The organism is Bradyrhizobium sp. 23AC (genome assembly GCF_054863025.1).
The window spans coordinates 130,176-147,051 of sequence record NZ_JAVAYN010000013.1 but is presented as its reverse complement, the minus strand read 5'-3'; the positions used below and the strand labels follow the sequence as shown (position 1 = coordinate 147,051).

Annotated in this window: 13 protein-coding genes; 5 read left to right on the top strand and 8 right to left on the bottom strand. The window is 65.6% G+C overall.

All coding sequences use genetic code 11. From position 1 onward, the window contains the following. The first annotated feature begins 140 nt into the window (after nucleotides 1-140). The gene (locus RAD10_RS26825) at nucleotides 141-1,202 is read left to right on the top strand and encodes an MBL fold metallo-hydrolase (protein WP_461619857.1); all 1,062 of its coding nucleotides are present in this window, start codon (nucleotides 141-143) and stop codon (nucleotides 1,200-1,202) included. A 41-nt stretch (nucleotides 1,203-1,243) separates the two neighbouring features. Here RAD10_RS26825 and aroQ read toward each other — a convergent pair whose 3' ends face one another. Continuing rightward, complete coding sequence (aroQ, locus tag RAD10_RS26820) at nucleotides 1,244-1,675, bottom strand: type II 3-dehydroquinate dehydratase (protein WP_461619856.1); 432 nt, start codon at nucleotides 1,673-1,675, stop codon at nucleotides 1,244-1,246. Nucleotides 1,676-2,014: 339 nt separating this feature from the next. On the opposite strand from aroQ, the gene hemA reads away from it, so the two are divergent. Next, entirely contained in the window at nucleotides 2,015-3,244 is a 1,230-nt protein-coding gene (gene hemA, locus RAD10_RS26815; RefSeq protein ID WP_461619909.1) for a 5-aminolevulinate synthase, read from the top strand. A gap of 183 nt (nucleotides 3,245-3,427) precedes the next feature. Then, the gene (locus tag RAD10_RS26810; protein ID WP_461619855.1) at nucleotides 3,428-6,937 is read left to right on the top strand and encodes a PAS domain-containing hybrid sensor histidine kinase/response regulator; all 3,510 of its coding nucleotides are present in this window, start codon (nucleotides 3,428-3,430) and stop codon (nucleotides 6,935-6,937) included. A 10-nt stretch (nucleotides 6,938-6,947) separates the two neighbouring features. Here RAD10_RS26810 and RAD10_RS26805 read toward each other — a convergent pair whose 3' ends face one another. The 4 genes from RAD10_RS26805 to RAD10_RS26790 form a co-directional block, all read right to left on the bottom strand. Beyond that, nucleotides 6,948-7,772, bottom strand: a complete 825-nt coding sequence (locus tag RAD10_RS26805) for an SDR family NAD(P)-dependent oxidoreductase (protein ID WP_461619854.1) — start codon at nucleotides 7,770-7,772, stop codon at nucleotides 6,948-6,950. A gap of 18 nt (nucleotides 7,773-7,790) precedes the next feature. Next, the gene (locus tag RAD10_RS26800) at nucleotides 7,791-8,309 is read right to left on the bottom strand and encodes a cytochrome P460 family protein (RefSeq protein WP_461619853.1); all 519 of its coding nucleotides are present in this window, start codon (nucleotides 8,307-8,309) and stop codon (nucleotides 7,791-7,793) included. 118 nt (nucleotides 8,310-8,427) lie between these two features. Continuing rightward, a complete protein-coding gene (locus RAD10_RS26795) occupies nucleotides 8,428-9,456 on the bottom strand; it encodes an alpha/beta fold hydrolase (protein WP_461619852.1) in 1,029 nt (342 codons plus the stop codon). 38 nt (nucleotides 9,457-9,494) lie between these two features. Beyond that, nucleotides 9,495-9,914, bottom strand: a complete 420-nt coding sequence (locus RAD10_RS26790; protein ID WP_461619851.1) for an organic hydroperoxide resistance protein — start codon at nucleotides 9,912-9,914, stop codon at nucleotides 9,495-9,497. A gap of 198 nt (nucleotides 9,915-10,112) precedes the next feature. Between RAD10_RS26790 and RAD10_RS26785 the strand changes: the two genes are divergently transcribed. Then, the gene (locus tag RAD10_RS26785) at nucleotides 10,113-12,974 is read left to right on the top strand and encodes an ATP-binding protein (protein ID WP_461619850.1); all 2,862 of its coding nucleotides are present in this window, start codon (nucleotides 10,113-10,115) and stop codon (nucleotides 12,972-12,974) included. Between the two features lie 5 nt (nucleotides 12,975-12,979). Here RAD10_RS26785 and RAD10_RS26780 read toward each other — a convergent pair whose 3' ends face one another. Then, the gene (locus RAD10_RS26780) at nucleotides 12,980-13,651 is read right to left on the bottom strand and encodes a response regulator (protein WP_018316334.1); all 672 of its coding nucleotides are present in this window, start codon (nucleotides 13,649-13,651) and stop codon (nucleotides 12,980-12,982) included. A 338-nt stretch (nucleotides 13,652-13,989) separates the two neighbouring features. Between RAD10_RS26780 and RAD10_RS26775 the strand changes: the two genes are divergently transcribed. Continuing rightward, nucleotides 13,990-15,615: an MFS transporter gene (locus tag RAD10_RS26775; RefSeq protein WP_461619849.1), complete on the top strand. Its 1,626-nt coding sequence runs from the start codon at nucleotides 13,990-13,992 to the stop codon at nucleotides 15,613-15,615. A 77-nt stretch (nucleotides 15,616-15,692) separates the two neighbouring features. On the opposite strand, the gene RAD10_RS26770 is transcribed toward RAD10_RS26775, so the two are convergent. Together RAD10_RS26770 and RAD10_RS26765 are read right to left on the bottom strand one after the other, a co-directional pair. Then, nucleotides 15,693-16,166 carry a secondary thiamine-phosphate synthase enzyme YjbQ gene (locus RAD10_RS26770; protein ID WP_461619848.1) on the bottom strand — a complete coding sequence of 158 codons (474 nt, stop codon included), beginning with the start codon at nucleotides 16,164-16,166 and terminating at the stop codon, nucleotides 15,693-15,695. 160 nt (nucleotides 16,167-16,326) lie between these two features. Next, the gene (locus tag RAD10_RS26765) at nucleotides 16,327-16,848 is read right to left on the bottom strand and encodes a hypothetical protein (protein ID WP_461619847.1); all 522 of its coding nucleotides are present in this window, start codon (nucleotides 16,846-16,848) and stop codon (nucleotides 16,327-16,329) included. Between the last annotated feature and the right edge of the window lie 28 nt (nucleotides 16,849-16,876).

Here is a 16,876-nt window from a genome sequence, read left to right as displayed (position 1 = left end):
CGCGCCCCGGAATGACAGCGTTTTTGTCAGGCTTTCAACCGGCGCACGGAAAAACGCCGCCCGGTATGACCGCCATGCGGATACCACGGACGGTCCTTTTTCGGCTGGCGTCCCGCCGTATGTGCGGGTACCGATAAAGCATGAACCCGAAAACCGACACCGCACAGTCCTCAGCCGAAGCCCTGCGCTACCCCTGGGACCAGCACCCCGGCCACGACGAGATCGTCGAGGTCAGGCCCGGCGTGTTGTGGGCGCGGCTGAAGCTGCCGTTCCGCCTCAACCACGTGAACATCTACCTGCTCGCCGACGGCGACGGCTATGCGATGGTGGATACCGGATTCGGCAATGAGGAGACGATCGAGGCCTGGACGAAACTGTTCGACGGACCGCTGAAGGGCGTCCACATCACGCGTCTGATCGTCACCCACTCCCACCCCGACCATGTCGGACTCGCAGGCTGGGTCGTCGAGCGGTTCAACTGCCCGCTGGTGATGTCGCAGGTCGAATATCTGCAATCGGTCTATCACCAGAACCGCGGCACCGCGGAGCGGCAGGAGGCGCAGCGGCTGTTCTTCCGTCGCCATGGCATGGACGAGTCGCTCACCGAAAAGCTGCTCGGCCGCGGCCAGGATTATCTCAAGCGCGTTTCGGTGCTGCCGCCCTCCTACCGCCGCATCTCCCATGGCGACGACGTCGTGATCGGCACGCGGCGCTTCAAGGTGATCACCGGAGGCGGCCACGCGCTCGACCAGGTGATGCTGTATTGCGCCGACGACAAGCTGTTCCTCTCCGCCGACCAGGTGCTGAGCAAGATCTCGCCCAATGTCAGCGTCTGGGCGGTCGAGCCCGACCAGAACTCGCTGGGCGAATATCTGGCCTCGCTCGCCAGCCTCACCACGACGCTGCCCTATGACGTCCTGGTGCTGCCGGGCCACGGCGTGCCGTTCTACGGACTGAAGACCCGCATCAAGCAGCTCGCCGACCACCATGAAGAGCGCTGCCGCCTGATCGCGGAAGCCTGCCGCGAGGTGCCGCAGACCTCGCGCGCCTTGGTGCCCGTCGTGTTCAACAAGCATGTGCTCGACGAGCACCAGATGGGCTTTGCCGCCGGCGAACTCGTCGCCCACGTCAACTACATGATCGTCGAGGGCCGGCTGACGGCAGAGACGAAGGACGGCGTGCTGCAGTTCAGGACGACGTGAGCTTTTTGCCTCTCCCCGCAAGCGGGGCGAGGGAGCAGACCTCACTTCATATTCGCGATCGCGTGCCGCGCCGCGACGTAGCCGAACGGGCCGAGCCCGCAGATCACCCCGGTCGCCACGAACGAGATCTTGGAGTGGCGGTGATATTCATCGCGGGCGTGGATGTTGGAGATGTGGACTTCCAGCACCGGCCCTTCGAACGTCTTGATCGCGTCCATGATCGCGACCGAGGTGAAGGAAAATCTGGCCGGATTGATGATGATGGCGTCGGCGTCCTGCCGCGCCGACTGGATCAGGTCGACCAGCACGCCTTCATGGTTGGACTGGTGGAAGGCGAGCTTGAGCCCGAGGGTTGCGGCAGCCGCCTCGCAGCTCGCGTTGACCTCTGCGAGCGTCGTCGTGCCGTAGATGTGCGGCTCGCGAATGCCGAGCATATTGAGGTTGGGACCGTTCAGAACCATGACACGTTTCATCGGGCGTCCTTTCGCATGAGCTGCTGGCGAGCCGATCCGCGCCTCGCCAAGGCAAAGGCTACGACATCGGCGCGACCGGCTCAGCAATCATGGACGGAGCGCGCCCCGTGGACAAAATGTCCAGGTCAGCTGCAACGGTACCGGCTTTCCCGGAGCCTCGGCCCGCGCGGGCGGGCCAGTGTTAGGCGTTTGATCCACATCAACTATCGCCGGCGAGACGCCGCTATCAATGGACCCGCGCGCCTCGTCACAAATGTGTGCGGCCGCATGGACATTGGAGCTGGAAAAGCTCTAAAAATGAGCGGCCGCCGTGGCCGGGTTCCGTTGCAGGTTTTGCCGATGGATTACAACCAGTTCTTCGATACCGCCCTCGATCGTCTCCATTCCGAGCGGCGCTACCGCGTGTTCGCCGACCTGGAGCGCACGGCCGGCCGATTCCCGCACGCGGTCTGGCACTCGCCCAAGGGCAAGCGCGACGTCGTGATCTGGTGCTCCAACGATTATCTCGGCATGGGCCAGCATCCGAAGGTGGTCGGCGCCATGGTCGAGACCGCGACGCGCGTCGGCACCGGTGCCGGCGGCACCCGCAACATCGCCGGCACGCATCATCCGCTGGTCCAGCTCGAGGCCGAGCTCGCCGATCTCCACGGCAAGGAAGCCGCGCTGCTGTTCACCTCGGGCTATGTCTCGAACCAGACCGGCATCCCGACCATCGCAAAACTCATTCCGAACTGCCTGATCCTGTCGGACGAGCTCAACCACAATTCGATGATCGAGGGTATCCGCCAGTCCGGCTGCGAGCGGGTCGTGTTCCGCCACAACGATCTTGCGCATCTCGAAGAGCTGTTGAAAGCAGCCGGCCCTGGTAGGCCGAAGCTGATTGTCTGTGAGAGCCTCTATTCCATGGACGGCGACGTCGCCCCGCTCGCCAAGATCTGCGATCTCGCCGAGAAGTACGATGCGATGACCTATGTCGACGAAGTCCACGCGGTCGGCATGTACGGCCCGCGCGGCGGCGGCATCGCCGAGCGTGACGGCGTCATGCATCGCATCGACATCCTCGAAGGCACGCTGGCGAAAGCGTTCGGCTGCCTCGGCGGTTACATCGCCGCCAACGGCCAGATCATCGACGCCGTGCGCTCCTATGCGCCGGGCTTCATCTTCACCACCGCGCTGCCGCCGGCGATCTGCTCGGCCGCGACCGCCGCCATCAAGCACCTGAAGACCTCGAACTGGGAGCGCGAGCGCCACCAGGACCGTGCCGCCCGCGTCAAGGCGATCCTCAACGCCGCCGGCCTGCCGGTGATGTCGAGCGACACCCACATCGTGCCGCTGTTCGTCGGCGATCCCGAGAGGTGCAAGCAGGCGTCCGACCTGCTGCTCGAGGAGCACGGCATCTACATCCAGCCGATCAACTATCCGACGGTCGCCAAGGGCAGCGAGCGGCTGCGCATCACGCCCTCGCCCTATCACGACGACGGCCTGATCGATCAACTCGCCGAGGCCCTGCTGCAAGTGTGGGACCGTCTCGGCCTGCCGCTGCGCGAGAAGTCGCTCGCGGCGGAATAGGCCTGTCTTACCCTCCCCTGGAGGGGGAGGGTGAGAGCAGGCAGCTCGCCCTACGACTTAACGACAACCCCAGTTCCCATCGCCGCGCGGCATTTCGCTGTCGCCTCGCCCCGTCCAGCGCGCTAGAATTACAGGGAAAATGAGCTCGGGCGCGGCCAGCGCCCTGGGAGAAGCGCGCTCGCCATGCTGCACGATTGGGGCGTGATCGCCGCCGCCTTCGGCTATATCGGCTTCCTGTTCCTGGTGGCGAGCCACGGCGACCGCCGTTCGCCGGCCGGGCGCGGCCGTGCCTCCGGGCTGATCTATCCGCTCTCGCTGGCGATCTACTGCACCTCCTGGACCTTCTTCGGCTCGGTCGGCTTCGCCACCCGCGCCTCGACCGACTTCCTCGCCATCTATGTCGGCCCGATCCTGATGATCGGGTTAGGCGCCGGCGTGTTGCGCCGCGTAATCCAGCTCGCGAAAACCCACAACATCACCTCGATCGCCGACTTCATCGGGGCCCGTTACGGCAAGAGCCAGGCGGTGGCTGCCACCGTGGCCCTGATCGCGATCATCGGCTCGGTGCCCTACATCGCGCTCCAGCTCAAGGCGGTCGCCTCCTCGCTCGAAACGATCCTGAGCGAAGACCAGGCATTCTCCCACATCCCGATCGTCGGCGACGTCGCGCTGATGGTGACGCTGGCGATGGCGGCCTTCGCGGTGCTGTTCGGCACGCGGCAGACCGACGCGACCGAGCATCAGCACGGCCTGATGCTGGCGGTCGCGACCGAATCCATCATCAAGCTGGTCGCCTTCCTCGCCGCCGGCATCTTCGTCACCTTCTGGATGTTCTCGCCGCACGAATTGATCGAGCGCGCCATGAAGACGCCGGAGGCGGTGCGCGCCATCAACTATTCGCCGTCGATCGGCAACTTCCTCACCATGACGCTGCTGTCGCTCTGCGCCATCATGCTGCTGCCGCGCCAGTTCCACGTCAGCGTGGTCGAGAACTCCTCGGATGCCGAGGTCGGCCGCGCGCGCTGGTTGTTCCCGCTCTACCTCGTCGCCATCAATCTGTTCGTGATCCCGATCGCGCTCGCCGGCCTCGTCACCTTCCCGTTCGGCGCGGCCGACCCTGACATGTACGTGCTGGCGCTGCCGATGGAGGGCGGTGCGGGGCTTCTCAGCGTCGCCATTTTCGTCGGCGGCCTGTCGGCGGCGACCGCGATGGTGATCGTCGAATGCGTCGCACTCTCCATCATGGTCTCGAACGACCTCGTGGTGCCGCTGGTTCTGCAACGACGGCCGGAAGGACGCGCCGGCGGCGCGGATTTCAGCGACTTCCTGCTGCGCTCGCGGCGGCTCGCGATCTTCGCCATCATGGTGATGGCCTATTTCTACTATCGCGCGCTCGGCAATACCCAGCTCGTGGCGATCGGCCTGCTCTCCTTTGCCGCCATCGCGCAGCTTGCGCCGAGCTTCTTCGGCGGGCTGCTGTGGCGGCGCGCGACCGCGCGCGGCGCCATCGGCGGCATGCTGGTCGGCTTCGCCGTGTGGCTCTACACGCTGTTCATCCCGAGCTTCATGGATACCTCGACATCAGGAATCCTGCTGCTCCAGCATGGCCCCTTCGGCATCGAGGCGCTGCGGCCGCAGGCGCTGTTTGGCGCCGATCTGCCTTCCCTGATGCACGGCGTGATCTGGTCGCTGTCGCTCAACGTCCTGACCTATGTGCTGCTGTCGCTGGCGCGAAGGCCCTCGTCCATCGAGCTGCTGCAGGCCGATCTGTTCGTGCCCAATACGCTTGCGCCGATCTCACCGAGTTTCCGCCGCTGGCGCACCACCGTCACCGTGCAGGACATCCAGACCACGGTGGCGCAATATCTCGGACCCGACCGCGCCCGGCATTCCTTCGAGGCGTTCTCCGCGCGGCGCAACGTGCGGCTGGAGGCCGGAGCGCCCGCCGATTTCGAGCTATTGCAGCACGCCGAGCATTTGATCGCCTCCTCGATTGGAGCTGCCTCCTCGCGTCTCGTGATGTCGCTGCTGCTGCGCAAGCGCACGGTCTCGGCCAAGGCTGCACTCAAGCTGCTCGACGACTCGCACGCGGCCCTGCATTTCAACCGCGAGATCCTGCAGACCGCGCTCAACCACGTGCGCCAGGGCATCGCCGTGTTCGATGCCGATCTGCAGCTGATCTGCTCCAACCGGCAATTCGGCGATCTCCTCAACGTGCCCCCGCATATCGTCCAGTTCGGCGAGCCACTGCGCGAGATCCTGGAATTCATCGGCGTGAGCGATCCGGACGACCCGGTCGAGCGCGAGGCCATGCTGGAGCGGCGCCTCGCCGCCTACACCACCGACAGCGAGCCATATCTCGAACGCCTGCCGGAACGCCACATGGTGATCGAAGTGCTCACCAACCGCATGCCCGGCGGCGGCTTCGTCATCACCTTCACCGATGTCACGCCCACATTCGAGGCGGCGGAAGCGCTGGAGCGCGCCAACGCGACACTGGAAAAGCGCGTGCGCGACCGCACCGAGGAGTTGACGCGGCTGAACTCCGAGCTGGCGCTGGCCAAGAGCGCCGCGGAAGACGCCAGCATCTCCAAGACGCGTTTCCTCGCCGCCGCCAGCCACGACATCCTCCAGCCGCTGAACGCGGCGCGGCTCTATGTCACGAGCCTGGTCGAACGTCAGCACAGCGGCGAGGAGACGCGGCTGGTCGAGAACATCGACGAATCCCTGCAGGCGATCGAAGAGATCCTCGGCGCGCTGCTGGACATCTCGCGGCTGGACGCCGGCGCGATGACGACCTCGATCTCGAGCTTCAAGATGGCCGATCTGATGCGCTCGCTGGAGATCGAGTTCGCGCCGATCGCGCGCGCCAAGAACCTGGAGCTCGCCTTCGTGCCCTGCTCGCTGCCGGTCGAATCGGACCGGCTCCTGCTGCGACGCCTGCTGCAGAACCTGATCTCGAACGCGATCAAATACACCCCGCGCGGCCGCGTGCTGGTCGGCTGTCGCCGGCAAGGCCCTTCGCTCAAGATCTGCGTCTATGACACCGGCGTCGGCATCCCGCCGGTCAAGCGCGGCGAGATCTTCAAGGAATTTCACCGCCTCGAGCAGGGCGCGCGGATCGCGCGCGGGCTGGGGCTCGGCCTGTCGATCGTCGAACGCCTGGCGCGGGTGCTCAAGCACGGCATCGCCATCGACGGCAACAGAAGCGGCGGCTCGGTCTTCTCGGTGACGGTGCCGACGGCGAAAGCGATCACCCACACCGCCGCGGTGACCAGCGCGACGCCGCTGGCGCGCACGCCGATTTCCGGTGCCCTGATCGTCTGTATCGAGAATGACGCGGCGATCCTCGACGGCATGCGCACGCTGCTGAAGGCCTGGGACGCCGAAGTGATCGCGGTCGCCGATCCCGAAGGCGCGATCGCCGCCATCGAGACGGCGGGACGGCGCGTCACCGGCCTCCTGGTCGATTATCATCTCGACCGCGGCAACGGCATCGCCGCCATCCGCGACATCCGCCGTCGCTTCGGCGACGGCATCCCCGCAATCCTGATCACCGCCGACCGCAGCCCCGCCGTGCAGGTGGCTGCGCGGGATGAAAAGGTCGCGGTGTTGAACAAGCCTGTGAAGCCGGCTTCGCTTCGCGCTCTGCTCGGCCAGTGGCGCACGCAGCAGATGGTGGCGGCGGAGTAGGACGCGCCGGTCAATAGTCGGTCGAGACACTGAGCGTTCGCCACTTCTCCAGTTCTTCGAGTCGGAGCCTGTCCGTCGCAGCGATGGCGTTCACGGCGTCGCTGCCGAGCGCGATGCGTAGCGGCGGGCGTTTCATATCAGCGAGCTTCAGCACCACGGCGGCGGCCTTGGCGGGGTCGCCGGGCTGGCGGCCATCGTAATCGCGCTGCATCCTGACCGCAGCGCCGACGACGGCGTCGTACTCCGGGCGTCCTTCGTCCGTCGCATGCGCGGCCTGGGCAAAGCCGGTCCTGAATCCGCCGGGCTCGACGATCGTCACGTGCACGCCGATCAACGCCATCTCACGCGTCAGCGATTCCGAAAAGCCTTCGATTCCCCATTTCGCGGCCGAATAGGCCGCGCGTGCCGGCGCACCGATGCGGCCGCCGACGGACGAGACCTGCACGATGTGCCCATGGCCCTGCCGGCGCAGCACGGGGATCGCCGCCTTGGTGACGATGATGGTGCCGATCAGGTTGGCCTCGATCTGCTGACGGAACGAATCCAGGCTTGTGTCCTCGACCGATCCGAGGTCGCCGTAACCGGCATTATTCACCACCACATCGACGCCGCCGAACGTCTTCAGGGCAAGACCGATGGCTGCATGCGCCGCCGCCTCGTCGGTCACGTCCAGCGTTGCAAGCTGGAGCGTTTCGCCGAAGCGCGCAAGCAACGGTTCGAGCGGCTTGGGGTCCCGGGCCGAAGCAAGCACGCGATCTCCCGCCGTGAGTGCGGCTTCCACGATGGCGCGACCAAGACCGCGCGAGGCGCCGCTGACGAACCATGTCTTCGACATCTCGATCTCCAGATGACCTTAAGGCGCCAGCTGCGTGAAGACGTAGTCCCGGCTCTTGGCGCGAGCTTCGTGACAGCCCCAGCAGGTGCGATGCTGGGCCTCGTCGACCGGCTTGCCGTCGATGAAACGGCCGAAACCCCAGCCGCCTGTCGCGGCATATCTCTTAGAATCCTTGACCATCACCTGGACCGTGGTGGCGGCACCGGGAATGGTCGCGGACGCGAACTCAGGTGACTGTTTGCGCTTCCAGGCGCGCTTGACCAGGATGGTGCCGTCGGGGAACGGAAGCTTGCCGGCTTGATATGCGTCGATTGCAGTCTGGTTGCCCACGACAGCGCGGAGCTCGTCGAGCGGCGGCGCCTCTTCGGCCGGCGCGATCAGCTCCCACTGCTTGTAGCCCGGCGGAATCGTGACGCCGAAGATTGGCGAGCCGTCCGGCGTGTCGCGTGCCGCCGGCCCCTCCGCGGAAGCGATCGTGACGAGATACGGCACGCAGGTCAGGAGCACGACGAGGAGGACGACGGCGAGCACGATCATCGCGGCGTAAGGAGATTTGTTCTTTTCAGGTTCGGCTGGCCGTCATGACCATTCATCAAGCTGGGTTCAATGGGCGATCCTCGGTCCAGCCCGGCTGGACCGAGGTGCTGACAGATGCTCAGGCGCCGTCGGCGTCGATGACGGCCTTGGCAAAGGCTTGCGGTGCTTCCTGCGGCAAATTGTGGCCGATGCCGCCGGTGATCAGGCGAAACTCGTATCGGCCCGAGAACTTCTTGGCATAGGCGCTGGGGTCGGGATGCGGCGCGCCGTTGGCGTCGCCCTCCATCGTGATCGTCGGCACGTCGATGACGGGAGCCGCCGCCAGCTTCTTTTCGAGATGCTCGTATTTCGCCTCGCCCTGGGCGAGCCCGAGCCGCCAGCGGTAGTTATGGATCGTGATCGCGACATGATCCTTGTTGTCCAGCGCCGCCGCACTTCGATTGAAGGTGGCGTCGTCGAACTTCCATTGCGGTGAGGCGAGCTTCCAGATCAGCTTGGCGAAGTCATGCGTGTACTTCTCGTATCCGGCGCGGCCGCGCTCGGTCGCGAAATAGAACTGGTACCACCATTGCAGCTCGGCGGACGGCGGCAAGGGCGCGTTGCCGGCGGCCTGGCTGGAGATCAGATAACCGCTGACCGACACCAGCGCGCGGCAGCGCTCCGGCCACAGCGCGGCGATGATGTCGGCGGTGCGCGCGCCCCAATCGAAGCCGGCGACGACCGCCTTCTTGATATCGAGCTTGTCCATCAGCGCGATGACGTCGGCCGCCATCGCGGCAGGCTCGCCGTTGCGCGGCGTCTCGCTGGAAAGGAAATGCGTCGTGCCGTAGCCGCGCAAGTGAGGGATGATCACGCGATAGCCGGCCTTGGCCAGGATCGGCGCGACGTCGACGAAGGCGTGAATGTCGTAGGGCCAGCCGTGCAGCAGGATCGCCACGGGACCGTTCGAAGGACCCGCCTCGGCATAACCGACATTGAGGACGCCGGCATCGATCTGCTTGATCGTGCCGAAGGACGCAGTCGATGCGGACGATTTCGGCGCTTCGGTCTCAGCGCGCGCGAGGTCGATCACGCCGAGGCCGACGGCGACGGTTCCGGCGGCGACGCCAAAGAACTGGCGGCGATGCTGGTCGATGATCTGCTTCATGGTGGTGCTACCTTTTTTTGATGGTTGGTGATGGCGCGTCAGATCAGCGCGACCGTGACGTCGATGTTGCCGCGAACGGCCTTGGAATAGGGGCAGGTCTGATGCGCATCATCGATGATGCCGCGTGCGATCTCGGGATCGAGGCCCGGCAGGCTGACATTGAGGCGCGCCCGGAGCGAGTAGGCACCCTCGTCGAGGACGAGATCGATTTCCGCATCGATCGCGCATTTCCTGGGAAGCTCGATCTTCCGCTTGCGCGCCGCGATCTCCATCGCGCCTTCGAAGCAGGCCGACCAGCCGGCGGCAAACAATTGCTCGGGATTGGTGCCGATGCCTGCGGCGCCCGGCGGCGACAGCTTGACGTCGAGGCGGCCGTCGGAGCTGCGCGATACGCCGTCGCCTCGTCCGCCGCTGGTGTGGGTCTTGGCCGTGTAGAGTGTTTTTGCCGCCTGCGTCATGAAGCTGTCCTTTCCGTTGCACAACTGACTAGCAGTGGCTGGTGCAGGACACCCGTTGGGAGTTGTGAGAAGTTGTGAGGTCAGACCTCGCGCGCTCAACAAGGCCTGCATCCGCGGTCTGATGCCGATGCAGCGACGGCCTTGCCGGATCGCGATCATCTGGCTATCGGGTCCTGTCGAAGGGACCCGAGATTTGCCATGACAGAGCCGGCCGGCACCGCAACGGGAACTTTATCGTTCGGGCCATTCTCCGTGACGCCGCATGAAAGGCTCGTGATGCGCGATGGCGTCGCGTTGCCGCTCGGCGCGAAAGCGTTCGACACGCTGATGGCGCTGATGTCGCGACCGAACCAGGTCGTCGGCAAATGGGACCTGATGGCGCTGGTGTGGCCCGGCATCACCGTCGAGGAGGCCAATCTGCGCTTTCACGTCGCAGCGCTGCGCAAGGCGCTCGGCGACGGCAAGGACGGCGCCCGCTACATCACGACGCTGTCCGGCCGCGGCTATTGCTTCGTGGCGCCGATTTCGCAACTCGCAGCGCCGATTTCGCAAACAGGCATTGCGGCAGTCCAGCACCCCGCGCCGCGGCCGGAATTGCCGCCGGTGAAACTGCCGAACCGGTTACAGCGGATGGTCGGGCGCGACGATGAGATCGCCGCCGTTTCCGACAAGCTCATCGCCTCGCGCTTTGTCACGATCGTCGGTCCCGGCGGCGTCGGCAAGACGGCGGTCGCAGTGGCGATCGCCCACGACCTGCTCGAGACCTTCTCCGATGCCGCGCACTTTGTTGATCTCGCCGCGCTCAGCGATCCCGATCTCGTGATCACCTCGATCCTGCTGATGCTGGGCTTGCCGGCCGAGACTGACGATCCCCTGCCCGCGCTGCTCGCGCATGTCAGGGACAAGCGGATGCTGCTGGTTCTCGACAATTGCGAACATGTCATCGCGACCGCCGCCCCGCTGGCGGCCGACATCTTCCAGGCGGCGCCGCATGTCCATATCCTCGCGACCAGCCGCGAAGCGCTGCGCGTCGAGGGCGAGCAGGTCTATCGATTGGCGCCGCTTGCCGTTCCGCCCGACGGCTCCGGACTGACGGTCGCCGCAGCGCAGACCTATCCGGCGCTGCAACTGTTCCTCGAACGTGCCACGGCCAGCGGCGCGCAGATCAGTCTCGATGACGCCAATGCCGCGATCATCGCGAGGATCTGCCGCAAGCTCGACGGCATGGCGCTGGCGATCGAGCTCGCTGCCGGCCGGGTCGAAGCCTACGGCCTGGAGCAGACGGCTGCATTGCTCGACGAGCGCCTCAATCTGCTCTGGCAGGGCCAGCGAACGGCACCGCCCCGGCAGAAGACATTGCAGGCCACGCTCGACTGGAGCTACGGACTGCTGTCGGATCTCGAACGCCTCGTGCTGCGCAGGCTTGCGGTCTTCGCCGGGCATTTCACCATCGACGCGGCGCTCGAGGTCGTGCCGGACGAGCGCGTCGACCAGGCCCGCCTGTTCGACGCCGTCGACAGTCTCGTGGCCAAATCGATGGTCGCGCCACGTCCCATCGGCGCCATGATGCGCTACCGCCTGCTCGACACGACGCGCGGCTATCTGCTCGAGATCGAGCCCGATGACGCGGCTCTCGCCGCGCGCCACGCGACTTACTACCGGCGATGGCTGGAACAGGCCGGCATGACATGGGCCGCCGTGCCGAGCGCGGACGAACGAGCTGCGCACTTCTCCGCGCTTCACAATGTGCGCGCCGCGCTCGACTGGTGCTTCGGCGCGGGCGGTGATCTCGGCATCGGCATTGCGCTCACCGCCGCCGCGGCGCCGATCTTCCTGGCGATGTCCTTGTTGATCGAATGCCGGCGCTGGTCGGAACGGGCGCTGCTGGCGATTGCTCCCTCCTCGCGCGGCAGCGCCCAGGAAATGCACATCCAGGCCGCCCTCGGACTGACCCTGATGTTCACCCGCGGCGGCAGCGAAGCGGCCCGCAGCGCCTTGAGCCGGAGCCTTGCGATCGCCGAAGCGCGCGGCGACGAAGTCAATCAGCTTCAGCTGCTCGGCCGGATGCATATCTTTCACGAACGGATGGGAGAGTTCGACGCCGCGCTCGGCTATGCGCAGCAGAGCCTCGCGGTCGCGAGGTCGCTGGGCGATCCCGCCTCGATCGCCCTCGCCCATTCCCTCCTCGGCGTCTCCTTGCATCTGGCAGGCCGGCATCGCGACGCGCTTGAGATGCTGGAGGTGGCCTGGCGGGGACCGGGCACGGAGCGAATCAGCACCGTCCACGGCTTCGATCATCGCAACCGGGCCGGCATCACGCTGGCTCGCGAGCTCTGGTTGCAGGGCCGCCCCGCGGATGCGCTGCAGCTGGCGCGACAGACGGTCACCGAGGCCGCGCAGATGGATCACCCGATCACGCTCTGCATTGCGCTGATCTGGACGGTCGCGATCGACCTGTGGAGCGGAGACCTCGACGGTGCGGACGCGAACATCGACCGCTTCATCGCGCATGCGACATCGCGCTCGATGGGGCCTTATCTCGCCGTCGGCCGCGGCGTCAAAGGCGAGCTGGCGATCCGGCGCGGCGATGCCGCCGGTGGCGTCGCGACGATCAGGACTTGCCTGCGCGAGCTCCACGATGCCGGCTACGAGCTGCTGACCACGACGTTCAACATGGCGCTGGTTCAGGGATTGTTGGCGCTCGGCCAGATCGAGCGGAGCGCACAGCTGATCGACGACGCCATCCAACTCGTCGAGCAGAGCGGCGATCACCTCTACATGCCCGAGCTGTTGCGCATGAAAGGCAAGGTCCTGTCGTACCTGCCGGAACCGCAGATCGAGGAAGCCGAGGCCTGCCTGGTGCAGGCGCTGGAGCTCAGCCGCGCGAAGGGCGCCAAAGCATGGGAACTGCGCGCGGCAATCGATTTGGCGCAGCTTCTTGCCCACCGGCGCCGCGGCAAGGAAGCCACGCGATTACTTCAATCGGCACGCGAAGGTTTCGCTGCAGGTTCCGAGACTGAAGATATCAGGGCCGCCGCTGCGCTCCTGAAGACGCTGTAGCGGGCTCACCCCGTCGGCGTGCCCTGCTTCCACTGGCCGCCGGCGATCTTGGCGGCCGCGATCACCGCCTGGGTGCGGCTTTCGACGCCGAGCTTTTGCAGGATCGCCGAGACATGCGCCTTGATGGTGGCCTCGGAGACCCCGAGCTCATAGGCGATCTGCTTGTTGAGCAGGCCCTCCGACAGCATCATCAGGACCCGGACCTGCTGCGGCGTCAGCGTCACCAGGCGGTCGCGCAGTCGCGTCATGTCGGGATCGGCCGCAGCCGACAAATCGGTATCGGCGGGAACCCAGACGTCGCCTTCCATCACCTTGAGGATGGCGTCGCGCAGGGTCTCGACGCCGAATCGCTTGGGAATGAAGCCGGAGGCGCCGAAATCGAGCGAGCGGCGGATCGTGGCGCTGTCGTCGGACGCCGAGACGATCACCACCGGGATCGCCGGATATTGCGCGCGCAGATAGATCAGGCCGGAAAAGCCTGAGATCCCGGGCATCGAGAGGTCGAGCAGGATCAGGTCGACATCCGAGGTCTGTTCCAGGAGCTTGGTCAGATCCTCGAACGATCCGGCCTCGTCGATCCTGGCCGAGGTCAGGACGCCGGCCACCGCCTGTCGCAGCGCGTCGCGGAAAAGAGGATGGTCATCGGCGATGACGAGATGGGTCGAGGGAGCGTTCATCGTTCTCTTGCTGTCGTTCGCGGGCCGGCGGACAGATCCCGGGTCTGTCAATTCTTCCCCGAGCGGCCGTGGCATGCAAGTGCACATTATCCCTTTGCTGCAAAGGGGTTAATCCGGAAGCCTACGTGGCGGCGCGCCGGTGCCCGATACCGGGCGTCAGCTACGCGTCAGTGCGCAAGGCCGAAAGTCGTATTGGGGCGGGTTTCACGCCGATGTTACCTTGCGGGCAAGACCTGGGTTGATCCGGCATGTCCGGACGTCTGGGGCGCGAGGAAACGCAATTCGGGGAGCGACTCAATATGTCGACAATGGCTGTGTCTCAAGCAGGCGCGGGAGGGATGACGAAGGACGAACGGTTCGTCATTCTCGCCTCCTCGCTCGGTACCGTCTTCGAGTGGTACGATTTCTACCTCTACGGTTCGCTGGCCGGCATCATCGGCGCGCAGTTCTTCTCGGCCTATCCGCCGGCAACCCGCGACATCTTCGCGCTGCTGGCGTTCGCAGCCGGCTTCCTGGTGCGTCCGTTCGGCGCGATCGTGTTCGGCCGCGTCGGCGACATCGTCGGCCGCAAATACACCTTCCTCGTCACCATCCTGATCATGGGTCTGTCGACCTTCATCGTCGGCCTGCTGCCGAACGCGGCGACGATCGGCATCGCGGCTCCGATCATCCTGATCGCGCTGCGCCTCGCCCAGGGCCTGGCACTCGGCGGTGAGTATGGCGGCGCGGCGACCTATGTCGCGGAACATGCTCCGAACGGCAAGCGCGGCTACTACACCTCCTTCATTCAGACCACCGCGACGCTCGGCCTGTTCCTGTCGCTGCTGGTGATCCTGTTCACCCGTAGCGCCCTCGGCGAGACCGACTTCGCGGCGTGGGGCTGGCGCATCCCGTTCCTGGTCTCGGTGCTGCTGCTCGGCATCTCGGTCTGGATCCGGCTTCGCCTCAATGAATCCCCGATCTTCCAGAAGATGAAGGACGAGGGGAAGAGCTCGAAGGCGCCGCTGACGGAAGCCTTCGGCAACTGGCAGAACGGCAAGCTCGTGCTGCTCGCGCTGCTCGGCGGCGTGATGGGCCAGGGCGTCGTCTGGTACACCGGCCAGTTCTACGCGCTGTTCTTCCTGCAATCGATCCTGAAGGTCGACGGTTACACCGCCAACCTGCTGATCGCCTGGTCGCTGCTGCTCGGCACCGGCTTCTTCATCGTGTTCGGCATGCTGTCCGACAAGATCGGCCGCAAGCCGATCATCCTCGGCGGCTGTCTGATCGCGGCGCTGACCTTCTTCCCGATCTTCAAGATGATCACCACCAACGCCAACCCGGCGCTGGAAAAGGCGATCGAATCGGTCAAGGTCGACGTGGTGGCGGATCCCGCGGGTTGCGGCGACCTGTTCAACCCGGTCGGCACCCGTGTCTTCACCGCACCTTGCGACACCGCGCGCGCTTATCTGTCGCAGTCGTCGGTCAAGTACTCGACCACGCCGGGCGCAGCCGGCTCGGGCGTGAAGGTGGTGGTCAACGGCAAGGAGGTCGCCTACGCCAACGCCAAGGACGGCAACCCGGCGGTGCTCGCCGCGGTGCAGGCGGCCGGTTATCCGAAGGGCGGCGACGCCGGAATCGTGAAGATGGCGCATCCGTTCGACGTCTTCCGTCCGCAGGTGGCGGCGATCATCGGCCTGCTGTTCGTGCTCGTGGTCTACGTCACCATGGTGTACGGCCCGATCGCGGCGATGCTGGTCGAACTGTTCCCGACCCGCATCCGCTACACCTCGATGTCGCTGCCCTACCACATTGGTAACGGCTGGTTCGGCGGCCTGCTGCCGGCGACCGCCTTTGCCATCGTGGCCTCGACCGGCGACATCTATGCCGGCCTCTGGTACCCGATCATCTTCGCCTCGATTACCGTCGTGATCGGCTTCTTCTTCCTGCCCGAGACCAAGGACGTCGACATCAAGGCGACCTGATCGAAAGCAGCAATAAGCACAACGAACCGGCCGCGGAGCGATCCGCGGCCGGTTTTGTTTTGAGCGCTAAAATTGCCTTACTGATTGCTGCCGACGAATTGCAGCACCACCTCGCGCTGGTGCGGGCGCTTGCGGTGCTCGATCAAGTAGATCGCCTGCCAGGTGCCGAGGGCAAGCCTGCCGCTCAAGACCGGGACCTGAAGCGAGGCCCCGGTCAGCATCGTCTTGATATGTGCCGGCATGTCGTCGGACCCTTCGGTGTCGTGGGTCCACCCGGCATTCTCCGGCGCCAGCCGGGACAGTGCCGTGGTGAGATCGACCAGCACGGACGGATCGGCATTCTCCTGGATCGTCAGCGAGGCCGAGGTATGGCGGATGAACAGCGTCAGCGCGCCGTCGCGCGCGTGAACCTCGGCGATGAATTTTGCAGCCTCGCTGGTCAGATCGGTGAAGCCGTGGCCCGATGTCTGCACGGTCAGCAATGATGATGCGATGGTGTTGGCTTGCACCGACGATGGCGCCGAGCGGGTGACTGATCTGGCTGATGTCATGAAAGGTCCCGACTAATCGAACACTGCCGTAGGGTGGGCAAAAGGCGCGAAGCGCCGTGCCCACGATCTCGATCCCGTTGCGTCAATTGGTGGGCACGCTTCGCTTTGCCCACCCTACGGCACTACGGCACCTCAACGCATGGATGGCGCGAAGGGGTCCTCAAATCTTCCCCGACACGTCCTTCTGGACGCGGTTGGCGATGTCGATCAGCCGCCGCCAGGCCTTTTCCAGAAACGACATCACGCGGTCGACGTCCTGGTCGCTCGGCAGCGGGATCTCGATCTTGCGCTCGCCCTCGGCGCCCTTGGGCTCCGCTTTCTTCAGCGGGTCGGATTTCGGCAGCGCCTCGTCGATCTTGCCGGACACCGTCGGTCCGGCCGCGAGCTGTCCCTGCAGCCTTTCGACCTCGGCCTGGAGCCGGCCGATCTCGGCGTCGAGCGCGGTCCGTTCGTCGGGCACCGCGTAGCAGGCCCAGCCGGCGCCGTTCTTGGTGCAGGTCGATACCGTGCCGGTGCGCGTGTCGAGCCGCAGCACGCCCTCGGGGATGGGCGCCATGCTGTAGCGGCCGTTCTCGCTATCGGGCGCGGACTGCGCGGCCTCGAGGTCGCCGCCGATCGCCACCGCGGCGGCGAACGCGGCCAGCGCTAGCCATGATGTTGTGGATGACGTCACTGGTCTCATCGCGCTCTCCGCCACGACGTGCAGGTGG